General features: G+C 55.5%; 15 protein-coding genes, 6 tRNA genes, 1 rRNA gene and 1 pseudogene. 20 read left to right on the top strand and 3 right to left on the bottom strand.

Translation table 11 applies throughout. The annotated features are described in order from the left end of the window. Nucleotides 1-11 precede the first annotated feature (11 nt). The 4 genes from hemG (at nucleotide 12) to SOPEG_RS19405 (ending at nucleotide 2,873) form a co-directional block, all read left to right on the top strand. Nucleotides 12-551 carry a menaquinone-dependent protoporphyrinogen IX dehydrogenase gene (gene hemG / locus SOPEG_RS19420; RefSeq protein ID WP_025246572.1) on the top strand — a complete coding sequence of 180 codons (540 nt, stop codon included), beginning with the start codon at nucleotides 12-14 and terminating at the stop codon, nucleotides 549-551. Nucleotides 552-910: 359 nt separating this feature from the next. Beyond that, nucleotides 911-2,452 (top strand): 16S ribosomal RNA (locus SOPEG_RS19415). A gap of 73 nt (nucleotides 2,453-2,525) precedes the next feature. After that, nucleotides 2,526-2,602: transfer RNA gene (locus tag SOPEG_RS19410), tRNA-Ile, on the top strand. Between the two features lie 195 nt (nucleotides 2,603-2,797). Continuing rightward, nucleotides 2,798-2,873, top strand: a tRNA-Ala gene (locus SOPEG_RS19405). A gap of 91 nt (nucleotides 2,874-2,964) precedes the next feature. Here the strand turns inward: SOPEG_RS19405 and SOPEG_RS25480 are convergent. Beyond that, nucleotides 2,965-4,160 (bottom strand): annotated as a pseudogene (locus SOPEG_RS25480) (IS256-like element ISSoEn2 family transposase). 435 nt (nucleotides 4,161-4,595) lie between these two features. Here SOPEG_RS25480 and SOPEG_RS19390 point away from each other — a divergent pair. From SOPEG_RS19390 to birA, 3 genes are all read left to right on the top strand, one after another. After that, complete coding sequence (locus SOPEG_RS19390) at nucleotides 4,596-5,414, top strand: hypothetical protein (protein WP_148297145.1); 819 nt, start codon at nucleotides 4,596-4,598, stop codon at nucleotides 5,412-5,414. Nucleotides 5,415-5,531: 117 nt separating this feature from the next. Continuing rightward, on the top strand, nucleotides 5,532-6,569 hold the full coding sequence (murB, locus tag SOPEG_RS19385; protein WP_148297144.1) for a UDP-N-acetylmuramate dehydrogenase: 1,038 nt from the start codon (nucleotides 5,532-5,534) through the stop codon (nucleotides 6,567-6,569). After that, nucleotides 6,566-7,525: a bifunctional biotin--[acetyl-CoA-carboxylase] ligase/biotin operon repressor BirA gene (gene birA, locus SOPEG_RS19380; protein ID WP_025246569.1), complete on the top strand. Its 960-nt coding sequence runs from the start codon at nucleotides 6,566-6,568 to the stop codon at nucleotides 7,523-7,525. The genes murB and birA overlap by 4 nt, the downstream gene beginning before the upstream one ends. Before the next feature lie 108 nt (nucleotides 7,526-7,633). Here birA and pepE read toward each other — a convergent pair whose 3' ends face one another. Both pepE and coaA read right to left on the bottom strand, forming a co-directional pair. Beyond that, nucleotides 7,634-8,335, bottom strand: a complete 702-nt coding sequence (gene pepE / locus SOPEG_RS19375; protein WP_025246568.1) for a dipeptidase PepE — start codon at nucleotides 8,333-8,335, stop codon at nucleotides 7,634-7,636. Nucleotides 8,336-8,762: 427 nt separating this feature from the next. Further along, nucleotides 8,763-9,713 (bottom strand): type I pantothenate kinase, encoded by a 951-nt coding sequence (gene coaA / locus SOPEG_RS19370; RefSeq protein ID WP_025246567.1) that lies wholly within the window; start codon nucleotides 9,711-9,713, stop codon nucleotides 8,763-8,765. Nucleotides 9,714-10,118: 405 nt separating this feature from the next. On the opposite strand from coaA, the gene SOPEG_RS19365 reads away from it, so the two are divergent. The 13 genes from SOPEG_RS19365 to rpoC all read left to right on the top strand — a co-directional run bounded on the left by SOPEG_RS19365 (nucleotide 10,119) and on the right by rpoC (nucleotide 24,305). Then, nucleotides 10,119-10,194: transfer RNA gene (locus tag SOPEG_RS19365), tRNA-Thr, on the top strand. A gap of 9 nt (nucleotides 10,195-10,203) precedes the next feature. After that, nucleotides 10,204-10,288, top strand: a tRNA-Tyr gene (locus SOPEG_RS19360). A 180-nt stretch (nucleotides 10,289-10,468) separates the two neighbouring features. After that, a tRNA-Gly gene (locus tag SOPEG_RS19355) sits at nucleotides 10,469-10,543 on the top strand. A 4-nt stretch (nucleotides 10,544-10,547) separates the two neighbouring features. Continuing rightward, nucleotides 10,548-10,623: transfer RNA gene (locus tag SOPEG_RS19350), tRNA-Thr, on the top strand. Nucleotides 10,624-10,732: 109 nt separating this feature from the next. Further along, on the top strand, nucleotides 10,733-11,917 hold the full coding sequence (gene tuf, locus SOPEG_RS19345) for an elongation factor Tu (protein ID WP_025246566.1): 1,185 nt from the start codon (nucleotides 10,733-10,735) through the stop codon (nucleotides 11,915-11,917). 263 nt (nucleotides 11,918-12,180) lie between these two features. Continuing rightward, nucleotides 12,181-12,564, top strand: coding sequence for a preprotein translocase subunit SecE (secE, locus tag SOPEG_RS19340; protein WP_025246565.1), 384 nt, complete (start codon nucleotides 12,181-12,183; stop codon nucleotides 12,562-12,564). Between the two features lies 1 nt (nucleotide 12,565). After that, nucleotides 12,566-13,111: a transcription termination/antitermination protein NusG gene (nusG, locus tag SOPEG_RS19335; RefSeq protein WP_009639145.1), complete on the top strand. Its 546-nt coding sequence runs from the start codon at nucleotides 12,566-12,568 to the stop codon at nucleotides 13,109-13,111. 148 nt (nucleotides 13,112-13,259) lie between these two features. Beyond that, nucleotides 13,260-13,688 carry a 50S ribosomal protein L11 gene (gene rplK / locus SOPEG_RS19330; RefSeq protein WP_025246564.1) on the top strand — a complete coding sequence of 143 codons (429 nt, stop codon included), beginning with the start codon at nucleotides 13,260-13,262 and terminating at the stop codon, nucleotides 13,686-13,688. 3 nt (nucleotides 13,689-13,691) lie between these two features. Beyond that, on the top strand, nucleotides 13,692-14,396 hold the full coding sequence (rplA, locus tag SOPEG_RS19325) for a 50S ribosomal protein L1 (protein ID WP_025246563.1): 705 nt from the start codon (nucleotides 13,692-13,694) through the stop codon (nucleotides 14,394-14,396). A gap of 309 nt (nucleotides 14,397-14,705) precedes the next feature. After that, nucleotides 14,706-15,206, top strand: coding sequence for a 50S ribosomal protein L10 (rplJ, locus tag SOPEG_RS19320; protein ID WP_025246562.1), 501 nt, complete (start codon nucleotides 14,706-14,708; stop codon nucleotides 15,204-15,206). 66 nt (nucleotides 15,207-15,272) lie between these two features. Next, nucleotides 15,273-15,641, top strand: a complete 369-nt coding sequence (gene rplL / locus SOPEG_RS19315; protein ID WP_025246561.1) for a 50S ribosomal protein L7/L12 — start codon at nucleotides 15,273-15,275, stop codon at nucleotides 15,639-15,641. Nucleotides 15,642-15,965: 324 nt separating this feature from the next. Then, nucleotides 15,966-19,994, top strand: coding sequence for a DNA-directed RNA polymerase subunit beta (gene rpoB / locus SOPEG_RS19310; protein ID WP_025246560.1), 4,029 nt, complete (start codon nucleotides 15,966-15,968; stop codon nucleotides 19,992-19,994). 90 nt (nucleotides 19,995-20,084) lie between these two features. Then, entirely contained in the window at nucleotides 20,085-24,305 is a 4,221-nt protein-coding gene (rpoC, locus tag SOPEG_RS19305; protein ID WP_025246559.1) for a DNA-directed RNA polymerase subunit beta', read from the top strand. Nucleotides 24,306-24,438 lie beyond the last annotated feature (133 nt).

The raw sequence follows: 24,438 nt of genomic DNA, 5'->3' as shown, positions 1-24,438 counted from the left end.
CAAGGTTTACCATGAAAACGTTGATTCTCTACTCGAGCCATGACGGCCAAACGCACAAAATCGCGCGCACTATCGCGGCTCATCTTACCGATTGCTGCGAATGTGATGTGGTGGATTTGCGCCTCGCCCGCGATCTTGATTTGCAGCGTTATCAGCGGGTGGTGATTGGTGCGGCAATCCGCTACGGGCGGTTTGCCGCGGATCTTGACCACTTTATCGCGCAGCAGCTTGAATGGCTGCACAGTATCCCCAGCGCGTTTTATTCCGTCAATTTGACGGCGCGCAAGCCCGATAAACGTACCCCGAACACGAACGCCTACACCTGGAAATTCCTGGCGAAAACGCCCTGGCGGCCGGATCTTTGTGCCGTGTTCGCGGGTGCATTGTGCTACCCGCGCTACCGCTGGTTTGATCGGGTCATGATCCAGCTGATAATGCGTGTGACCGGCGGTGAAACCGATCGCACCAAGGAAGTGGAATATACGGATTGGCAGCAAGTGTCTGCCTTTGCCGGTGATTTGGCGCAATTAACCGCCAAACAGGCGACGTAGCGCCCCTAAAAAACCAATTAAAATTATTTTAGTTATTTATCCTTGTCAACGGCCGTGAAGGCCCTATAATAAATACGCCTCCACTGACCGGGAACAGTCATTGCGACCCACCGGCTCAGCCAGAGGCAAGCGGCCCGCGACGGGCAAATAAAAGCTTGACTCTACAGCGGAAAAGCGTAAGTATACGCCACCTGCGCCGGTAGAGAAATTACCCTCCTGGCCACGCTCTTTAACAATTTATCAGATAATCTGTGTGGGCACTCACAAGACGATATCGATACACGAAATATCAAGTCTTGAAGAGTGAATAACGAATATTCATGAGAATACCAGTTTTAATTCTTTGAGCATCAAGCTTTTAATTGAAGAGTTTGATCATGGCTCAGATTGAACGCTGGCGGCAGGTCTAACACATGCAAGTCGAGCGGCAGCGGGAAGAAGCTTGCTTCTTTGCCGGCGAGCGGCGGACGGGTGAGTAATGTCTGGGGATCTGCCCGATGGAGGGGGATAACTACTGGAAACGGTAGCTAATACCGCATAACGTCGCAAGACCAAAGTGGGGGACCTTCGGGCCTCACACCATCGGATGAACCCAGATGGGATTAGCTAGTAGGTGGGGTAATGGCTCACCTAGGCGACGATCCCTAGCTGGTCTGAGAGGATAACCAGCCACACTGGAACTGAGACACGGTCCAGACTCCTACGGGAGGCAGCAGTGGGGAATATTGCACAATGGGGGAAACCCTGATGCAGCCATGCCGCGTGTGTGAAGAAGACCTTCGGGTTGTAAAGCACTTTCAGCGGGGAGGAAGGCGGTGGTGTTAATAGCGCCATCGATTGACGTTACCCGCAGAAGAAGCACCGGCTAACTCCGTGCCAGCAGCCGCGGTAATACGGAGGGTGCGAGCGTTAATCGGAATTACTGGGCGTAAAGCGTACGCAGGCGGTCTGTTAAGTCAGATGTGAAATCCCCGGGCTCAACCTGGGAACTGCATTTGAAACTGGCAGGCTAGAGTCTCGTAGAGGGGGGTAGAATTCCAGGTGTAGCGGTGAAATGCGTAGAGATCTGGAGGAATACCGGTGGCGAAGGCGGCCCCCTGGACGAAGACTGACGCTCAGGTACGAAAGCGTGGGGAGCAAACAGGATTAGATACCCTGGTAGTCCACGCTGTAAACGATGTCGATTTGAAGGTTGTGGCCTTGAGCCGTGGCTTTCGGAGCTAACGCGTTAAATCGACCGCCTGGGGAGTACGGCCGCAAGGTTAAAACTCAAATGAATTGACGGGGGCACGCACAAGCGGTGGAGCATGTGGTTTAATTCGATGCAAGGCGAAGAACCTTACCTACTCTTGACATCCAGAGAACTTGGCAGAGATGCCTTGGTGCCTTAGGGAGCTCTGAGGCAGGTGCTGCATGGCTGTCGTCAGCTCGTGTTGTGAAATGTTGGGTTAAGTCCCGCAACGAGCGCAACCCTTATCCTTTGTTGCCAGCGATTCGGTCGGGAACTCAAAGGAGACTGCCGGTGATAAACCGGAGGAAGGTGGGGATGACGTCAAGTCATCATGGCCCTTACGAGTAGGGCTACACACGTGCTACGATGGCGCATACAAAGAGAAGCGATCTCGCGAGAGTCAGCGGACCTCATAAAGTGCGTCGTAGTCCGGATTGGAGTCTGCAACTCGACTCCATGAAGTCGGAATCGCTAGTAATCGTGGATCAGAATGCCACGGTGAATACGTTCCCGGGCCTTGTACACACCGCCCGTCACACCATGGGAGTGGGTTGCAAAAGAAGTAGGTAGCTTAACCTTCGGGAGGGCGCTTACCACTTTGTAATTCATGACTGGGGTGAAGTCGTAACAAGGTAACCGTAGGGGAACCTGCGGTTGGATCACCTCCTTATCTAGACGATACGTTAAGTGACGTGTCCACACAGATTGCCTGATAACTGTCACGAGCAAGAAAAACCTTCTATAGGCTTGTAGCTTAGGTGATTAGAGCGCACCCCTGATAAGGGTGAGGTCGGTGGTTCAAGTCTACTCAGGCCTACCAGTTCCGCTTATCCCGATGAATGAGACCGCAGCGTGTTGCCGCCAGGCAAGCGTGTCAGGCGGTGTCCGGCATGCAGCGAAAAGGGAGACTGGCTATCGTCCTGTTTACTGACTGTGATGATCGAGGCATTACCTGTGCACGCAGGTAGGCGGACTCAGCGCGGGTGACCGACGGCATATGCAAGGTGAACGACTTGGGGCTATAGCTCAGCTGGGAGAGCGCCTGCTTTGCACGCAGGAGGTCAGCGGTTCGATCCCGCTTAGCTCCACCATTCCGTCATGGGATGTTTTTGTCATCCTGTGGGATGAGAGGTTTTTCTGCCGTTGATGACCCTGTGCACGATTCTGTGTAAATGCCTTTTCTCAGAAGTGACCGTCCAGGCGGTCACCGAACTCGATAATAAAGCGGCTCATTGCCATGCGCCAGTCCCTCAAAGGCATTGTCCATTTCTGTGAGGCCGCCTGTATCGCCAGCCACACCACCTTTTTCACTGCGTCGTCGGTCGGGAACACCTTGCGCTTTTTGATGGCATGCCGGATCACGCTGTTTAACGACTCGATGGCGTTGGTCGTGTAGATCACCTTGCGGATGTCCGTTGGGTAGGCAAAGAACGTGGCCAGATTGGCCCAGTTTGCCTGCCAGCTTCAACTTATTTGCGGGTAGCGGATGTCCCAGGCACTGGAGAACGCTTCCAGCGCCTGCAAGCCGGCTTCTTCCGTAGGGGCCTGATAGATAGCTTTCAGGTCGCGGGTGACGGCCTTGTAGTCCTTCCAGGAGACGAACCGCAGGCTGTTGCGCACCATATGTACGATACACAGCTGGAGCCGCGCCTCCGGATACACCGCGTTAATAGCGTCAGGGAAACCTTTCAGCCCGTCTACGCAGGCGATAAGGATATCGTTCAGGCCGCGGTTTTTCAGCTCTGTCAGCACGTTCAGCCAGAACTTTGCGCCTTCATTTTCGGCCAGCCACATACCTAGCAACTCTTTCTGGCCTTCGATGTTGATGCCCAGCGCCAGGAACACAGATTTGTTGATGATGCGGCTGTCCTGCCGGACTTTTAGAACGATACAGTCAAGATAAACAATGGGATAGACTGCATCCAGAGGCCGGTTTTGCCATTCGACAACCTGCTCCATGACCGCATCGGTGACCTTTGAGACCAGCGCCGGCGAGACATCGGCGTCATACAGCTCTTTGAACGCGGCGGCGATCTCGCGGGTGGTCATCCCTTTAGCGTACAACGATAAAATCTGGTTATCCATCCCGGTAATCCGGGTCTGGTTCTTCTTCACCAGTTGCGGTTCAAAGGAACCGTCACGATCGCGCGGAGTACGCAGCGCCAGCGGGGGCCATCGCCAGTGGTAACGGTTTTTGTGGAATAGCCGTTGCGGGCGTTGGTCCCCGGTTTAGGCTGATTTTTATCGTAGCCGAGGTGATGGGTCATTTCGGCATTGAGAGCTGCTTCGACGCTAATTTTTTTCAGCCGCCGATCGAAGTGACTGAGATCTTCAGGGGTTTTGAGATTTTTGGCCAGTTCGTTAGCCAGAGCCTGCAACTATTTTTCGTCCATAAATTAACCTGTTTTTGATGTTGGATTGAACATATCAAAATCAGGCAAATACACAAATTTCTAAACAGGCTCCATCGGTCAGAAACCTCCCTCCCTGTACGGCGACCAATGACGGCCGATGCAGTCCGCCGTGGTGATAAAAGGCGCATGCCAGCTTAATGTTATAATGCATTGATATTGTTTGCTAAAACGCTACTCAGATCGATGGCCCATGTCGTTCAAAAAAGATTAACCGTGAATATCGGTATTTGATAGTTGGCCATTCACTTTCATTATCTAATTGCCATAAGGTCAGGCACTCAATGCAGTGTATTTATTGGCCGATAATTCAGCCTCGTAACGACTAAGCAGCGACAGAAAGTGTGGGTTGTTTGCCACGTTAGAGGGAATGATTACGTATAATGAATGGAGATGAATATAATGAGCAGCGTGAATTTTGGCTTCAGAACCGGCAGTTATAATTTGAGAGCCGCAGCTGATGATAAAATAGATAAGGACGCCTCCGCTTGCAGTAATCCTAACTCCGGGCTATGGAGCAAGATAAAAGAGATATTCCGTAACGGTATCCTGAAATTTACCACTAAGAGACAAAGCAGCGGCGATAAAACGTCTAAGTCCATTCGTACTCGTATTGTGACTGTGTCCAATTCGATGCCCGTCGTCAGTCGGCCAGCCGATGATATCAAGGTTTCAAATCTTCTGTTTCAGGCTGCCCCCAAGGGGAAGAGTGATAAGCAATTGAACAAGGCGGTGGAGGCTTCTATTGAAAAAATGAAGGCTTATTTTGCCGAAAAGAGCCAGATTCCAGGATTTGTCGAGGATTGCCGCGAGACGGGGTATGCATTAGCGTTGAGCAAAGCAAGTGATACCATGCTAGCGCAGCGCGGAAAACATCCTGAGCTTTCTATCGATACGGATACCGGGCTAAAGGCGTTAAACGCTGTTGCGATCCGCCGAGAATTAACGGGCAGTGTAGGAAAGGACGGCAGATTAAATCTCAAAGGTGCCGGCATGCACGCGTTATATAGTGTTTTTCAAGACGACATGTTGTTCACTGCCCCCGGAGCGAAATTAGGCGAGGAACATAAAGAACGGGTTCGCCAAGAAATTTATACGCTATGCGACCCCGCCGACCATGGGCTAACCCGTTTTAAAAGCGAACTGGACAATGCGTACGGTAAATGGGCTAAGGAGAATAAGTTGGAAACATCGAAATCGGTGAATGAGCAGGACCAATAACTCTTCTCTTTACTGTGTTAACGATGTACAGGCACGCCCGTGTCATAAAATGTCACTCGCTGCCTTCCTGTGCGATTGAGTAGACTAACGGCAACAAAAGTGAAGACAGGTTATGTGATGATGACGGACAGTGGGGCGCTAAAGTCCTTGAACAGCTTTGCGATTGATGCGTTGGCGCGGCGCGTAATCGTCGCGCATACGGAGGCCGAGCTGTTCACGATTTGGCGGCAGGCGGCGGAGGACGCTACGCCGGTGCTGATGTTGGGCGGCGGTAGTAATGTGTTGTTTCTGGAAAACTATGTCGGCACCGTGTTGCTAAACCGGATAGCGGGCGTAGCAATCGAAGAGCGTCCCGACGCTTGGCATTTGCACGTCGGCGCCGGAGAGGTGTGGCATGACCTGGTGCGTACCTGTCTCGAACAACACATGCCGGGTCTGGAGAATCTGGCGCTCATCCCCGGCTGCGTGGGTTCTGCACCGATCCAGAACATTGGCGCCTATGGCGTCGAGTTGCGTCAGTTCTGTGACTATGTTGACGTGCTGCAGTTGGCAACCGGCACCTTACGGCGTCTGAGCGCGGCTGAATGCCAATTCGGTTACCGCGACAGCATCTTCAAACACGCGTTGCGCGAAGGCCACGCCATTGTCGCGGTTGGCCTTCGGCTCGCCAAAGCCTGGCAACCGGTATTGATCTATGGCGATTTGGCCCGTCTGGATCCGCAACAGGCCACTCCGTGGCAGATTTATGATGCGGTTTGCGCGATGCGTCGTGGGAAATTGCCCGACCCTGCGGCGCAGGGCAATGCCGGTAGTTTTTTCAAAAATCCGGTTATTGATGCTGTAAGAGCGGAACGACTGCTAAACCGCCACCCTGATGCGCCCCATTACCCTCAGCCGGAAGGCGGAGTGAAGCTGGCGGCAGGTTGGCTTATCGATCGCTGTGGACTCAAAGGCTATCGCCTCGGCGGCGCGGCGGTTCATGACAAGCAGGCGCTGGTTTTGGTCAATGCCGATAATGCGACGGGTAAGGATATCGCCGCGCTGGCGCGCTATGTGCGTCAACAGGTTGCGGAACGCTTTGCTGTCTGGCTGGAGCCGGAAGTGCACTTCATTGGCGCCAATGGCGAGGTGGATGCGGTGGGAGGATTAACATGAAAGACGTGACCATCCCGCTTAAGCTGATAAGTTTACTGGCCGATGGCGAGTTTCATTCCGGCGAGCAATTTGGTGCGGCGTTGGGAATGAGCCGCGCTGCCATCAACAAGCACGTTCAAACGGTGCGCGACTGGGGAGTGGATGTCTTTACGGTGCCCGATAAAGGCTACCGTTTGCATGCGTCGCTGCAGTTATTGGATGAAGCCGCGATCCGCGCGCGCCTACCGTCGGGTCGCCTGGCGGTTCTGCCGATTATTGACTCAACCAATCAGTATTTGATCGAGCGTATCGGCACCTTAGCGCCGGGTGACGCCTGCGTGGCGGAATATCAGGCGCAGGGACGTGGTCGACGCGGTCGACAGTGGATATCGCCGTTCGGCAATAATCTTTATCTGTCCCTTTATTGGCGTCTTGAGCAGGGGCCGGCGGCCGGCGGCGGCCTCAGTCTGATGGTCGGTATCGTCATGGCGGAGGTGCTGCAGCGCCTGGGCGCTGAAGGGGTGCGCGTCAAATGGCCGAACGACCTTTATCTCAACGATCGCAAACTGGCCGGGATCTTGGTTGAGATTAACGGTAAGGCCGGCGATGCCGCCCATGTCGTGATCGGCGCCGGTATTAACCTGGCGATGCGCGAGCCTGCGGCGGGGATGATCGACCAGGGTTGGATCAATTTGCAGGAAGCGGGCATTGTCATCGATCGCAATGCGCTGGTCGCCGAATTGACCGCTACGCTGCGTCAGGCGCTGCGGCAGTTCGAGGGCGAGGAGTTCGCGCCCTTTGTCGCCCGTTGGCAGGCGTTGGATAACTTCTTTGACCGGCCGGTGAAATTACTCATTGGCGATCGGGAGATAAGGGGCATTGCGCGCGGCATCGACGCGCAAGGGGCCCTATTGTTGGAGCAGGACGGAGAACGCCACGCATATTTGGGCGGAGAGATATCGCTACGCGGTCTTTAGCCGTAGCGTCCTGGCGGCGACGATGGCGGCGAACCCGTGCGATGCTTGGGCCCTGCCGCCGCCGGTTGTGCCGCGGCCTATTTCGGCGCCAAGCCGAGCGCGGGGTATTTACTTCAATGTGATCGTACTTCCCGGCGTCAGCACGCCCGGCTCGGCCAACTCGGCGCAGTAAAGCGCCGCATTGTAAGGGCCGGCAAGCATTGCCGCACCGTCGGCCACCGTTAACCAATCCCCCTCCGGCAGCCCTACCACCGTCATCTCCGGTCGTGCGCGCAAGAGTTCATCCAGCCGCTGTTGGCGGGTTTCGCCCTGATGGCCCGCGGGCAGTTGATTGGTATAATGGGGATTAATTTGAAAATTTATCAGCCCCAGCGCGTCAAAACCGCCTGGATCGACAATCGGCATATCGTTAGTGGTGCAAAGGGTGGGGCAAGCCAGATTGGCGCCAGCGCTCCAGCCGATATAGGCCGCCCCTTCCTGTACTCGCCGGTGAATCGCGCGCAGCAAGCCCCGGTCGCGACAATGTTTCACTAAATGGAAGGTGTTGCCGCCGTCGACAATGATGATCTCGGCAGTGGCGATAGCCGCACCCGCGTCCGCCGTCCTATGTATCCCCGTGACGTCTACCGTCAGCGGTGCCAGCGCTTGCCTGACTTTATCGGTATAGGCGTCCCAATCGACGATAACGCCGGCAAAGGGCACAAACAGCGCCTGCCGTCTGCCCCGCAGCAGTTTGCCGATCGGCGCGATGGCGGGCTCCAGATAGCTTTTACCGGGACATGTAGAGTTGCTGAGTAGTAATAATTGCATTCACTCCCCCCTTAAAAAATCGACTCCGCCCAATGTCGGGCAAATAAGACGTTATCTGCGTCGGTGGTCATTATCACGCCTGCCGGCCCGAGCTAGCCAGGAAGACGGCCGGTTACGCTTCAGGGCGCGCCGTCGCGGCTGGTCGGGTAGCGAGGACCGCATAATGGGCTCTCGTACGAGCCGCTGCGCGTCATGCTGTGCTCATAGGAGCGGGGCGACGACGCGGCAGAGGCGCGCCGGAGACATTACCGTGTGAGCATGATACTACCTGGGGGAACATCTTGCGCCAATAAACAGGGCGGCTTAAGGAGCCAAAGCCGAGACGCGGACGCTGCAACGCGCCGAACAGGGTGCCAGGCGCTGAGGTGCGGGGCGCTAGCGAGCGCGGTTTCGGCGCCAACTGAGATGACCCGACGGTCGCGCGACGCTATTTGCGCAGCCGGACCCTCTCCACTGCATGATTGGCGCTTTTACCCAGGATCAAACTGGCGCGCTCGCGCGTGGGAAGAATGTTTTGTTGCAGATTGCGCCCGTTGATTTCAGTCCACAGCTGGCTGGCGATAGCCACCGCCTCTTGTTCGGAAAGTTGAGAATAATGGTGAAAATAGGAGTCGGGATCGGAAAACGCGCCCTGACGGAATTTCAGGAAACGATTGATATACCAGCTTTGCAGTAGCGCTTCAGACGCATCGACATAGATGGAAAAGTCGACAAAGTCGGAGACAAACACGTGGTGCGGATCGTGGTTATAATCGTTGCCGCTTTGTAAAACATTCAGCCCCTCTAAGATCAAAATGTCCGGCTGAGAAATGACTTTTTGTTCGTCGGGGACGACGTCGTAGATCAAATGGGAATAGACCGGCGCGGTCACCCGCGGCGTTCCCGATTTCACTTTCGAGACGAAATTGACCAGGCTGCGGATATCATAAGACTCCGGGAATCCCTTATTTTTCATGAGATCCCGCTGCTTGAGCACCTGGTTGGGATGCAAAAACCCGTCGGTCGTCACCAGCTCAACCGTACGGTGTTCGGGCCAGCGGCTCAGCAGTGCCTGCAGGACGCGCGCCGTGGTGCTTTTGCCGACCGCCACGCTACCGGCGATACCGATGATATAGGGTATCCGCTGGCCGTCGGTACCGAGAAACTGCTCCAGCACCGCCTGGCGACGCAGATTGGAACTAATATAAAAGTTGAGCAGACGAGACAGCGGCAGGTAAATCTCCACCACTTCATCAAGGGAGAGATCTTCATTAATCCCCTTCAGCTTGACGATTTCCGCCTCGGTGAGCGTCAGCGGCACGGAATTACGCAACGCGGCCCACTGTTTGCGGCTGAATTGCAGATATGGCGTGGGGGGATATTGCACAGCTTTAATCATAACGTGAGCCAGCCCGTTGCACAGTCTATTCAGGACGCAGGACGCTAACCCGGAAAGAAAACAAGCTGCATAGTATAGACAGCTTCGCCCCTATCGTAGAGTGTTTTTTCTGCCGCTGGGGAGGAATTGTGAACCTGACGGGGGATCCTCGACCGGTGCCGCCACCTTCCCATCGCCGATGTGCGGTCAGGGAGGGATAAACGGGGCTATGCCGGGGCTGTACCCGTTACGCCGACAGTGCTACTATGCCGGCCAAAGCGTGATATTTCACTGCTTCGAGCATGAATAATAACCAATTTTGCGCGCCGTGTTGTGAAATTGGGTAATTTCTGAGCGAAAGTGCGATTTACGCGATTTTTTTGTTGCATAGGTCGTCCGCTCTACCTAGAATGCGCAGCACTTGATGCCGGCATAGCTCAGTTGGTAGAGCAACTGACTTGTAATCAGTAGGTCGAGGGTTCGACTCCTTCTGCCGGCACCAAAAAAATCTGGTGGGGTTCCCGAGCGGCCAAAGGGAGCAGACTGTAAATCTGCCGTCACAGACTTCGAAGGTTCGAATCCTTCCCCCACCACCAAATTCGTATCGAGCACGATACACACCCGGCTGCGGAGCAACATGGCGCAGTAGGGGGAAGGTGAGAACCTTCGACCAAGGTTCGGGCCGAGCACAGCGAGACAACGATGCGCAGCATCGGTCCTGAACCCATGCATCATACTATAATCTACAGAAATATCAGGTAGCCGAGTTCCAAGATGCGGGCATCGTATAATGGCTATTACCTCAGCCTTCCAAGCTGATGATGTGGGTTCGATTCCCACTGCCCGCTCCAATGTGCTGATATAGCTCAGTTGGTAGAGCGCACCCTTGGTAAGGGTGAGGTCGGCAGTTCGAATCTGCCTATCAGCACCACGTCTAGTCTCCCTCCTGATTCACTTTCTGTAAGAAAAAATTCAGCAGGCATTTCGCCTGGTTGATGTGGTGATACCACCGATATATTCGTGTCTTAGAGGGACAATCGATGTCTAAAGAAAAGTTTCAACGCACAAAACCACACGTTAACGTCGGTACTATCGGCCACGTTGACCATGGTAAAACGACCCTGACCGCCGCCATCACCACCGTTCTGGCCAAGGCCTACGGCGGCAGCGCGCGCGCGTTCGATCAGATCGACAACGCGCCAGAAGAAAAGGCTCGTGGTATCACCATCAACACTTCGCACGTTGAATACGATACCCCGACCCGCCACTACGCGCACGTAGACTGCCCGGGGCACGCCGACTATGTGAAAAACATGATCACCGGCGCGGCCCAGATGGACGGCGCGATCCTGGTTGTTGCCGCTATCGACGGTCCGATGCCGCAGACCCGCGAGCACATCTTGCTGGGTCGCCAGGTTGGCGTACCTTACATCATCGTGTTCATGAACAAATGCGACATGGTTGATGACGAAGAGCTGCTGGAACTGGTGGAAATGGAAGTGCGTGAACTGCTGTCGCAGTACGACTTCCCGGGCGATGACACGCCGGTTATCCGCGGTTCCGCGCTGAAAGCGCTGGAAGGCGACGAAGCCTGGACGCAGAAAATCATTGAACTGGCGGAAGCGCTGGACAGCTACATTCCGGAACCGGAACGCGCCATCGACAAGCCGTTCCTGCTGCCGATCGAAGACGTATTCTCCATCTCCGGCCGCGGCACCGTGGTAACCGGTCGTGTAGAGCGCGGCATCGTCAAAGTGGGTGAAGAAGTGGAAATCGTCGGCATCAAAGACACCACCAAAACCATCTGCACCGGCGTTGAAATGTTCCGTAAACTGCTGGACGAAGGCCGTGCCGGTGAGAACGTTGGCGTGCTGCTGCGCGGCACCAAGCGTGACGACGTCGAGCGTGGTCAGGTTCTGGCCAAACCGGGCTCGATCAAGCCGCACACCCAGTTTGAATCGGAAGTGTATATTCTGAGCAAAGACGAAGGCGGCCGCCACACGCCGTTCTTCAAAGGCTACCGTCCGCAGTTCTATTTCCGTACCACTGACGTGACCGGTACTATCGAACTGCCGGAAGGCGTTGAAATGGTGATGCCTGGCGACAACATCAAGATGGTTGTTAACCTGATTGCCCCGATCGCCATGGACGACGGTCTGCGTTTCGCTATTCGCGAAGGCGGCCGTACCGTTGGCGCCGGCGTTGTTGCCAAAGTTATCGCTTAAGTCGGCAAATGCCGACATTTGTCGAATAACCATTTGACGCGACATGCGGTTAAAGGGCATCATTTGACGCCCTTTTTCTACGCTGGGACAGAGAACCTATCTCATCAGCGATTTTAAGTCATAATCATTGGTGAGATGGGCTCTTGTTCTGCGGCGTAAAACGTCGAGGTTTTGTTGCTAATTCAGAGCATGCTTCGGTTGGTAGCCTCAATCTTTACGGGGCTGATAAGTTGTTTGTCTGAATCCTATGTGACAGGTTTTTTATGAGTGCGAATACCGAAGCTCAAGGAAGCGGGCGCGGCCTGGAAGTGGTTAAGTGGTTAGTCGTCGCGATTCTGTTGGTTGTGGCTATCGTCGGTAACTATTTTTACCGCGATTACAACTTACCCCTGCGAGCGCTGGCTGTCGTGCTTATTATCGCTATCGCAGGCGGTGTGGCCATGATGACTGCCAAAGGCAAGTCCACGGTTGCGTTTGCGCGTGAAGCGCGTACCGAAGTACGTAAAGTGATTTGGCCGACCCGCCAGGAAACGTTACATACCACGTTGATCGTCGCCGCGGTGACCGCCGTGATGTCACTGATTCTGTGGGGACTGGATGGCATTCTGGTCCGTGTGGTATCGTTTATTACTGGCCTGAGGTTCTAAGATGTCCGAAGCTCCAAAAAAACGCTGGTACGTCGTTCAGGCGTTTTCCGGTTTTGAGGGACGCGTAGCGCAGTCCCTCCGCGAACATATCAAACTTCATGATATGGAAGAGCTGTTTGGCGAAGTGATGGTGCCAACGGAAGAGGTGGTTGAAATTCGCGGCGGCCAGCGTCGCAAAAGCGAACGTAAATTCTTCCCGGGCTACGTCCTGGTGCAGATGGTGATGAACGACGCCAGCTGGCATCTGGTGCGCAGCGTACCGCGCGTCATGGGCTTCATCGGCGGCACCTCGGATCGTCCTGCGCCTATCAGCGACAAAGAAGTCGATGCCATCATGAACCGCCTGCAGCAGGTCGGCGACAAGCCGCGGCCGAAAACTCTTTTCGAGCCGGGCGAGCTGGTTCGCGTCAACGATGGTCCCTTCGCCGACTTCAACGGCGTGGTGGAAGAGGTGGACTACGAGAAAAGCCGCCTGAAGGTGTCGGTGTCGATCTTTGGTCGCGCCACGCCGGTGGAGCTGGACTTCGGTCAGGTCGAGAAAGGCTGAGTCGCCTAACACATTTTTGCTTGCTCGGGGCGCGAAATTAATCTAAGATTTCGCGCCTTTCTTTTTTATGTTTATGCGTCATTGAACGCGTAAACGCTTATTCACGGGGAGCCTTAATCGGCGCTATCACCCATTAGAGGAAATCAACATGGCCAAGAAAGTACAAGCCTATGTCAAACTGCAGGTTGCTGCAGGCATGGCAAACCCGAGTCCGCCGGTAGGTCCGGCCCTGGGTCAGCAGGGCGTTAACATCATGGAATTCTGCAAAGCCTTCAATGCCAAAACCGAAAGCATTGAAAAAGGGTTGCCGATTCCGGTTGTTATTACCGTGTATTCCGACCGTTCTTTCACTTTCGTTACCAAGACGCCGCCGGCCGCCGTGCTGCTGAAAAAAGCCGCGGGCATCAAATCCGGTTCCGGTAAGCCGAATAAAGAAAAAGTCGGTAAAGTGACCAGCGCTCAGGTCCGTGAAATCGCGGAAACCAAAGCGGCTGATATGACCGGTGCCGATGTGGAAGCGATGTCCCGCTCCATTGCGGGTACCGCGTGTTCCATGGGCCTGGTAGTGGAGGATTAAGAAATGGCTAAACTGACCAAGCGCATGCGCGTCATCCGCGACAAAATTGATTCCACCAAACAGTACGACATCAGCGAAGCCGTAGCGCTGCTGAAAGAGCTGGCCACTGCCAAGTTCGTTGAAAGCATCGACGTTGCCGTTAATCTGGGCATTGATGCACGTAAATCCGATCAGAACGTCCGCGGCGCCACCGTGCTGCCGCACGGCACCGGCCGCAGCGTTCGCGTTGCCGTGTTCACCCAGGGTGCCAACGCCGAAGCGGCAAAAGCCGCCGGCGCGGATCTGGTGGGCATGGACGATCTGGCTGACCAGATCAAAAAAGGCGAGTTCAACTTCGACGTGGTTATCGCTTCTCCGGACGCGATGCGCGTTGTCGGCCAGCTGGGCCAGATCCTCGGTCCGCGCGGCCTGATGCCGAACCCGAAAGTCGGCACCGTTACCCCGAACGTCGCTGAAGCGGTTAAAAACGCCAAAGCCGGTCAGGTGCGCTATCGCAACGACAAAAACGGCATCATCCACACCACCATCGGTAAAGTGGACTTTGAGTCTGACAAATTGAAAGAAAACCTGGAAGCTTTGCTGGTTGCGCTGAAAAAAGCCAAACCGACGCAGGCCAAGGGCGTTTATATCAAGAAAGTCAGCCTGTCTACCACCATGGGCGCAGGTGTAGCAATCGATCAAAGCGGCCTGTCCACGGCGACCGCTTAATTATTGCTTTACGCGGGCGTTGGATTTGTCTAGAATCCAACGCCCGAAGTTTCGCCGGAGTGGTTTCCTTTTGACCGCGGGCGCAACGCCAAGATTTTTTCGGTTGGAGCTTGGCCTATCCAAGCCTCCGTCCAAGACCGCAGGTGTGTGTCACAGCACTTAATTTTCCTGCGTAGACGGTGACAGAGCCTGAATAATATATTCGTTTGCTGGATTCTGCTCACCGTATGTCGACGCTTACCGTCACTGTGACGGTATGTGAAGTGAGTTCCGGGGATTTTCCCCGGCTAAATCCAGGAGCACAAGCTAATGGCATTAAATCTTCAAGACAAACAAGCGATTGTTGCTGAAGTCAGCGAAGTAGCCAAAGGCGCGCTGTCTGCCGTTGTCGCGGATTCTCGCGGCGTGACGGTAGATAAAATGACTGAACTGCGTAAAGCAGGTCGTGAAGCCGGTGTTTACATGCGCGTTGTTCGCAACACGCTGATGCGCCGCGTCGTTGAAGGCACTCCTTTTGAGTGCCTGAAAGACACGTTTGTCGGTCCGACCCTGATTGCATTTTCTAACGAACACCCGGGCGCAGCCGCTCGTTTGTTCAAGGCTTTTGCCAAAGACAATGCCAATTTTGAAGTCAAAGCCGCAGCCTTTGAAGGCGAAGTTATCCCGGCGTCGCAGATCGACCGCCTGGCAACTCTGCCTACTTACGAAGAAGCAATCGCCCGCCTGATGTCGGCCATGAAAGAAGCCTCTGCAGGCAAATTGGTTCGCACGCTGGCGGCCGCACTGCGCGATCAGAAAGAAGCGGCATAATCGCCGGCTCTATTCTGAAGCAATTGCAAACGTATACACACTTTCTGAATTTTAGGAACACTTGTTATGTCTATCACTAAAGAACAAATTCTGGACGTGGTTGCCGAAATGTCCGTAATGGACGTGGTTGAACTGATCTCCATGATGGAAGAAAAATTCGGCGTTTCCGCCGCTGCCGCCGTTGCCGTTGCTGCGGGTGGCCCGGCTGAAGCCGTTGAAGAAAAAACCGAGTTTGACGTTGTGCTGAGCGCAATCGGCGCGAACAAAGTTGCCGTCATCAAAGCTGTGCGTGGCGCTACCGGTCTGGGCCTGAAAGAAGCCAAAGACCTGGTTGAATCCGCACCTGCCACCTTGAAAGAAGGCGTAAGCAAAGATGACGCTGACGCACTGAAGAAAGCCCTGGAAGAAGCGGGTGCTTCTGTTGAGGTTAAATAAATTAGCCTTCCAGGTTGCAGCCTGATTTAGGCTGATGGCTGGTGGCTTTTGGGTCACCAGCCTTTTTGCGCTGTAGGGGATCAGTAGCGTTTCACATCATTTATCTGCTGATTAACCACAATATTTTTTTCTATCGACGACTTAATATACTGCATCGCCTGCCGAGCCTCCCTGGTTTAGCAAAGTGCAGCGAAATGATTTAAGAGTGATAGAAACGGTATTGCGGAGAGGATAGCAAATCTCCGAACACGAAAATGGTGTTGCATGTACTGTCCTAGTAGGGCGGACAGGGTGGGTCGACTTGTCAGCGAGCTGAGGAACCCTATGGTTTACTCCTATACCGAAAAAAAACGCATTCGTAAGGACTTCGGAAAACGTCCGCAGGTTTTGGACGTTCCCTATCTCCTATCCATCCAGCTTGACTCGTTTCAGAAGTTCATCGAGCGAGATCCGGAAGGTCAGTACGGTCTGGAAGCGGCTTTCCGTTCCGTATTCCCCATACAAAGCTACAGCGGCAACTCTGAACTGCAATATGTCAGTTACCGTCTGGGTGAACCTGTTTTTGATGTCAAAGAGTGCCAGATCCGTGGGGTGACGTTTTCCGCACCGCTGCGCGTGAAGCTGCGCCTTATCATTTATGAGCGTGAAGCGCCGGAAGGCACGGTAAAAGACATCAAGGAGCAGGAAGTCTACATGGGCGAAATCCCGCTCATGACCGACAACGGTACCTTTGTCATCAACGGCACCGAACGTGTTATCGTTTCCCAGCTGCACCGCAGTCCCGGCGTATTTTTCGACAGTGACAAGGGTAAGACGCACTCCTCCGGTAAGGTGCTGTATAATGCACGCATTATTCCTTACCGCGGCTCCTGGTTGGATTTCGAGTTCGACCCGAAAGACAATTTGTTCGTCCGTATCGACCGCCGCCGCAAATTGCCGGCGAGCATCATTCTGCGCGCGCTGAACTACAGCACCGGCCAGATCCTGGATACGTTCTTCGACAAAGTGGTTTACGAAATTCACGACAAAAAGCTGCAGATGGAACTTATTCCTGAGCGCTTGCGTGGTGAAACCGCCTCGTTTGATATCGAGGCCAACGGCACCGTTTATGTCGAAAAAGGCCGCCGCATCACCGCGCGCCATATTCGTCAGTTGGAAAAAGACGGCGTCGCGCAGATCGAAATCCCTGTCGAATACATTATCGGCAAGGTGGTGGTAAAAGATTACATCGATGAAAACACCGGTGAAATCATTGTTCCCGCCAACATGGAACTGACGCTGGACCTGCTGGCCAAGCTGAGCCAGGCGGGGCACAAGCGTATTGAGACGCTGTTCACCAACGACTTGGACCACGGCGCCTATATTTCTGAGACGCTGCGCGTCGATCCGACCAGCGATCGCCTGAGCGCGCTGGTGGAAATCTACCGCATGATGCGCCCCGGCGAGCCGCCGACCCGCGAAGCCGCCGAGAACCTGTTTGAAAATCTGTTCTTCTCGGAAGATCGTTACGATCTGTCCGCGGTAGGCCGGATGAAGTTCAACCGTTCGCTGCTGCGGGAAGAGATTGAAGGTTCCGGTATCCTGAGCAAAGACGACATCATTGACGTGATGAAGAAGCTCATCGATATCCGTAACGGTAAGGGCGAAGTCGACGATATCGACCACTTGGGCAACCGCCGCATCCGTTCGGTGGGCGAAATGGCGGAAAATCAGTTCCGCGTTGGCCTGGTGCGCGTGGAACGCGCGGTGAAAGAGCGTCTGTCTTTGGGCGATTTGGATACCCTGATGCCGCAGGACATGATCAACGCCAAACCGATTTCGGCGGCGGTGAAAGAGTTCTTCGGCTCCAGCCAGCTGTCGCAGTTCATGGATCAGAACAACCCGCTGTCGGAGATTACCCATAAGCGCCGTATCTCCGCGCTGGGCCCGGGCGGTCTGACCCGCGAGCGCGCGGGCTTTGAAGTGCGCGACGTGCATCCGACCCATTACGGGCGCGTGTGCCCCATTGAAACCCCGGAAGGGCCGAACATCGGTCTTATCAACTCGCTGTCCGTGTATGCGCAGACCAACGAGTATGGTTTCCTGGAAACGCCGTATCGCCGCGTGCAGGACGGGGTGGTTACCGACGAGATCCATTATCTGTCGGCGATTGAGGAAGGCAACTTCGTTATCGCGCAGGTCAACACCAACCTCGGCGAAGACGGTCGTTTCGTTGATGATCTGGTAACCTGCCGCAGCAAGGGCGAATCGAGCCTGTTCAGCCGCGATCAGGTTGACTATATGGACGTTTCCACCCAGCAGGTGGTCTCGGTCGGCGCCTCACTGATTCCGTTCCTGGAGCACGACGACGCCAACCGCGCCTTGATGGGTGCGAACATGCAGCGTCAGGCGGTGCCCACATTGCGTACCGATAAGCCGCTGGTCGGCACCGGTATGGAGCGTGCGGTTGCCGTTGACTCGGGCGTAACCGCCGTGGCGAAACGCGGCGGAACGGTGCAGTACGTGGACGCCTCCCGTATCGTGATTAACGTTAATCCGGATGAAATGTATCCGGGCGAAGCGGGCATTGATATCTACAACCTGACCAAATACATCCGTTCCAACCAGAACACCTGTATCAGCCAGACGCCTTGCGTTTCGCTGGGTGAGCCGGTTGAGCGCGGCGACGTGCTGGCCGATGGTCCGTCCACCGATCTGGGTGAGCTGGCGCTGGGTCAGAATATGCGTATCGCGTTCATGCCGTGGAACGGCTACAACTTTGAAGACTCCATGTTGATCTCCGAACGCGTGGTGCAGGAAGATCGTTTCACCACTATCCATATCCAGGAACTGGCGTGCGTGTCCCGCGACACCAAGCTGGGGCCTGAGGAAATTACCGCCGACATCCCGAACGTGGGTGAAGCCGCGCTCTCCAAACTGGATGAGTCCGGCATCGTCTATATCGGCGCGGAAGTGACCGGCGGCGATATTCTGGTAGGCAAGGTGACGCCGAAAGGCGAAACCCAGCTGACGCCGGAAGAGAAACTGCTGCGCGCCATCTTCGGTGAAAAAGCCTCCGACGTGAAAGACTCGTCGCTGCGCGTGCCGAACGGCGTTTCCGGTACCATTATCGATGTTCAGGTATTTACCCGCGACGGCGTGGAGAAAGACAAGCGCGCGCTGGAAATCGAGGAAATGCAGCTTAAGCAGGCCAAAAAGGACCTGACCGAAGAATTGCAGATCTTTGAAGCCGGTCTGTTTGCCCGTATTCGCGACGTGCTCATCTCTGGCGGCATCGAGGCGGAGAAGCTGGATAAGCTGACCCGCGAGCGCTGGCTGGAACTGGGCCTGGCCGACGAAGAGAAGCAGAATCAGCTTGAGCAGCTGGCCGAGCAGTACGACGAGCTTAAGCACGAGTTCGAGAAGAAGCTGGAAGCCAAGCGCCGTAAAATTACCCAGGGCGATGACCTGGCGCCGGGCGTGCTGAAAATCGTCAAGGTCTATCTGGCGGTGAAACGTCAGATTCAGCCGGGCGACAAGATGGCGGGCCGTCACGGTAATAAGGGCGTTATCTCCAAGATCAACCCGATCGAAGATATGCCTTACGATGAAAACGGCGTGCCGGTGGATATCGTTCTGAACCCGCTGGGCGTACCGTCGCGTATGAACATCGGCCAGATTCTGGAAACCCATCTGGGTATGGCGGCAAAAGGCATCGGCGACAAGATCAACGCCATGCTCAAGCAGCACGAAGAAGTGGCCAAACTGCGCGAGTTCATCCAGAAAGCCTACAATTTGGGTGATGATGTGCGCCAGAGGGTGGATCTCAACACCTTCTCGGATGAGGAAGTGCTGCGTCTGGCGGAGAATCTGAAGAAAGGAATGCCGATCGCCACGCCGGTATTCGACGGCGCCAAAGAGAAAGAGATCAAGGAGCTGCTGCAGCTCGGCGGCCTGCCGACCTCCGGTCAGATTACCTTGTTCGATGGCCGTACCGGCGAGCAGTTCGAGCGCCAGGTTACCGTGGGTTATATGTACATGATGAAACTCAACCATTTGGTTGATGACAAGATGCATGCGCGTTCCACCGGCTCGTACAGCCTGGTTACCCAGCAGCCGCTGGGGGGCAAGGCGCAGTTCGGCGGCCAGCGCTTCGGGGAGATGGAAGTGTGGGCGCTGGAAGCTTACGGCGCGGCGTACACCCTGCAGGAAATGCTTACCGTCAAGTCGGACGATGTTAACGGTCGCACCAAGATGTACAAAAACATCGTGGATGGCAATCACATGATGGAACCCGGTATGCCGGAATCCTTCAACGTTCTGTTGAAAGAAATCTGCTCGCTGGGCATCAATATCGAGCTGGAAGAAGACTGATTTTTCCGCCCGGGTGCGATTCGCACTGGTAATAAGGGCGCCTGAGCGTTTCAGGCGCCTAACAGATCCAACTCCGACAGGAGCCAATCCGTGAAAGATTTACTTAAGTTTCTGAAAGCGCAAACTAAGACCGAAGAGTTTGATGCGATCAAAATTGCGCTGGCCTCGCCAGACATGATCCGTTCCTGGTCTTTCGGTGAAGTGAAGAAGCCGGAAACCATTAACTACCGTACCTTCAAACCGGAGCGCGACGGTTTGTTCTGCGCGCGTATTTTCGGGCCGGTAAAAGACTATGAATGCCTGTGCGGTAAGTACAAGCGTTTGAAACACCGCGGCGTCATCTGTGAGAAGTGTGGCGTTGAAGTGACCCAGACCAAGGTGCGTCGTGAGCGCATGGGCCATATTGAGCTGGCTTCGCCTACTGCCCACATCTGGTTTTTGAAATCGCTGCCGTCCCGTATCGGCCTGCTGCTGGACATGCCGCTGCGCGATATCGAGCGCGTGCTGTATTTTGAATCCTATGTCGTGGTTGAAGGTGGCATGACCAACCTTGAGCGCCGTCAGATCCTGACCGAAGAGCAGTATCTGGACGCGCTGGAAGAGTTCGGTGACGAATTTGACGCCAAAATGGGCGCCGAAGCGATCCAGGCCCTGCTGAAAAATATGGATCTGGAGCAGGAATGCGAGCAGCTGCGCGAAGAGCTGGAAGAAACCAACTCTGAAACCAAGCGCAAAAAGCTGACCAAGCGCATCAAGCTGCTGGAAGCCTTCGTGCAGTCCGGCAACAAACCGGAATGGATGATCCTGATCGTGCTGCCGGTGCTGCCGCCGGATCTGCGTCCGCTGGTTCCGCTGGACGGCGGCCGCTTTGCAACGTCGGATCTGAACGATCTGTATCGCCGGGTGATCAACCGTAATAACCGCTTGAAGCGCCTGCTGGATCTGGCTGCACCGGATATCATCGTGCGCAACGAAAAGCGTATGCTGCAAGAAGCGGTCGATGCGCTGCTGGATAACGGCCGTCGCGGCCGCGCCATTACCGGCTCCAACAAGCGTCCGCTGAAATCGCTGGCCGACATGATCAAAGGCAAGCAAGGTCGCTTCCGCCAGAACCTGCTGGGTAAACGCGTCGACTACTCCGGCCGTTCGGTTATTACCGTCGGCCCGTACCTGCGTCTGCATCAGTGCGGTCTGCCGAAAAAAATGGCGCTGGAGCTGTTTAAGCCGTTCATTTACGGCAAGCTGGAACTGCGCGGCCTCGCCACGACGATCAAAGCCGCCAAGAAAATGGTGGAGCGCGAAGAAGCCGTGGTCTGGGATATCCTGGACGAGGTTATCCGCGAACACCCGGTCATGCTGAACCGTGCGCCGACGCTGCACCGTCTGGGCATCCAGGCGTTTGAGCCGGTACTGATTGAAGGTAAAGCCATTCAGCTGCACCCGCTGGTGTGTGCGGCGTACAACGCCGACTTCGACGGCGACCAGATGGCGGTACACGTGCCGCTGACGCTGGAAGCCCAGTTGGAAGCGCGCGCGCTGATGATGTCTACCAACAACATCCTGTCGCCCGCTAACGGCGAGCCGATTATCGTACCGTCGCAGGACGTGGTGCTGGGTCTGTACTACATGACCCGCGATCGCGTCAACGGCAAAGGCGAAGGCATGGTGCTGACCGGGCCGAAAGAAGCGGAACGCATCTACCGCGCCGGCGTGGCCGAGCTGCATGCGCGCGTTAAAGTGCGTATCACCGAGCATGAGAAACGCGACAACGGCGAGTGGGTGGAGAACACCCGTCTGGTGGACACCACCGTCGGCCGCGCTATCCTGTGGATGATCGTGCCGAAAGGGCTGCCGTTCTCGCTGGTGAACCAGGTGCTGGGTAAAAAAGCCATCTCCAAGATGCTTAATACCTGCTATCGCGTGCTGGGTCTGAAGCCGACCGTCATTTTTGCCGACCAGATCATGTACACCGGTTTCGCCTACGCTGCCCGTTCCGGCTCGTCGGTCGGTATCGACGACATGGTGATCCCGGCGAAGAAAGCCGAAATCATCGATGAAGCCGAAGCCGAAGTCGCCGAGATCCAAGAGCAGTTCCAGTCGGGTCTGGTGACCGCCGGCGAACGCTATAACAAGGTTATCGATATCTGGGCCGCGGCCAACGAGCGTGTCGCCAAGGCGATGATGGACAATCTGTCCACCGAAGCGGTGATTAACCGCGACGGCGAGGAAGAACGTCAGGTGTCGTTTAACAGCATCTTTATGATGGCCGACTCCGGCGCCCGTGGTTCGGCGGCGCAGATTCGTCAGCTGGCCGGTATGCGTGGTCTGATGGCCAAGCCCGACGGCTCGATCATCGAGACGCCGATTACCGCGAACTTCCGTGAAGGTTTGAACGTACTCCAGTACTTCATCTCCACCCACGGTGCGCGTAAAGGTTTGGCGGATACCGCACTGAAAACCGCGAACTCCGGTTACCTGACTCGTCGCTTGGTCGACGTGGCGCAGGATCTGGTGGTGACCGAGGACGACTGCGACACCTTCGCCGGTATCGTGATGACGCCGGTAATCGAAGGCGGCGACGTGAAAGAGCCCCTGCGCGAGCGCGTACTGGGCCGCGTCACGGCGGAAGATGTCCTGAAGCCGGGCACCACGGATATTCTGGTTGAGCGTCATACCCTGTTGAACGAGCAGTGGTGTGACGTGCTGGAAGAAAACTCCGTGGACAGCGTCAAGGTGCGTTCGGTCGTGACCTGCGACACCGATTTCGGCGTGTGCGCCAACTGCTACGGCCGCGATTTGGCGCGTGGGCATCTGGTGAACAAGGGCGAAGCCATCGGCGTTATCGCCGCACAGTCCATCGGCGAACCCGGTACCCAGCTGACCATGCGTACGTTCCATATCGGCGGGGCCGCGTCCCGTGCCGCTGCGGAATCCAGCATTCAGGTGAAAAACAAAGGGACCATCCGTCTCAGCAACGCCAAGTTCGTGGTTAACGGCAGCGGCAAGCTGGTAATTACTTCGCGTAATACCGAGCTGAAGCTGATTGACGAATTCGGCCGTACCAAAGAAAGCTACAAAGTGCCTTATGGCGCCGTGATGGCCAAAGGCGACGGCGCGGAAATCATGGGCGGCGAAACCGTTGCCAACTGGGATCCGCATACCATGCCGGTTATCACCGAAGTCGACGGTTTCGTCCGCTTCACCGATATGATCGACGGCCAGACCATTACCCGCCAGACCGACGAACTGACCGGTTTGTCCTCTATCGTGGTATTGGATACCGCCGAGCGTACCGGCGGCGGTAAAGATCTGCGTCCGGCGCTGAGCATTGTGGGTGCCAACGGTAATGATGTACTGCTGCCGGGTACCGACATGCCGGCGCAGTACTTCCTGCCGGGCAAAACGATCGTGCAGTTGGAAGACGGCGCCAAAATCACCGGCGGTGATACGCTGGCGCGTCTGCCGCAGGAAACCAGCGGGACCAAGGATATTACCGGTGGTCTGCCGCGCGTTGCCGATCTGTTTGAAGCCCGTCGTCCGAAAGAACCGGCGATCCTGGCCGAGATCAGCGGTATCGTTTCCTTCGGTAAAGAAACCAAAGGCAAACGCCGCCTGGTTATCTCGCCGGTGGACGGCAGCGACGTTTACGAAGAGATGATCCCGAAATGGCGTCAGCTCAACGTCTTTGAAGGTGAACGCGTGGAGCGCGGCGATGTGATTTCCGACGGTCCGGAATCGCCGCACGACATTCTGCGTCTGCGTGGCGTGCATGCGGTGACCCGCTATATCGTCAACGAAGTCCAGGACGTCTACCGTCTGCAGGGCGTGAAGATCAACGATAAACACATCGAAGTTATCGTTCGTCAGATGTTGCGTAAAGCGACGATCGCCAGCAGCGGCAGCTCTGAGTTCCTGGAAGGGGAGCAGGCGGAATACTCGCGCATCAAGATCGCCAACCGTCAGTTGGAAAACGACGGCAAGGTGGAAATGACCTACATGCGCGATCTGCTGGGTATCACCAAAGCCTCGCTGGCCACGGAGTCGTTTATCTCCGCGGCGTCGTTCCAGGAAACCACGCGCGTGCTGACCGAAGCCGCCGTTGCCGGGAAACGCGATGAACTGCGCGGCCTGAAGGAAAACGTCATCGTCGGACGGTTAATCCCGGCCGGTACCGGTTATGCTTATCATCAGGAACGCGCCCGCCATCGTCAGCAGGGTGAAGCGCCTGCCGCACCGCAGATTACCGCCGATGAAGCTTCTGCCAATCTGGCTGAGCTGCTGAACGCGGGTCTGGGCGGCAACGACGACTGATTGTCGGCATTGTCCCTCGCCTCTGGCGAAACCAAAACCGCTCTTTCCGGTGCGTTAAATTAACGGGCAATACATTGAAAATAAAAGGATTTAATTTCGCAGTGTCCAGATAACGTCCATCTTTGACCAAAAG

Source organism: Candidatus Sodalis pierantonius str. SOPE, from assembly GCF_000517405.1.
Classification (GTDB): Bacteria; Pseudomonadota; Gammaproteobacteria; order Enterobacterales; family Enterobacteriaceae; genus Sodalis_C; species Sodalis_C pierantonii.
The sequence above is the reverse complement of the archived record's forward strand: the minus strand, read 5'-3'. Positions and strand labels throughout refer to the sequence as shown.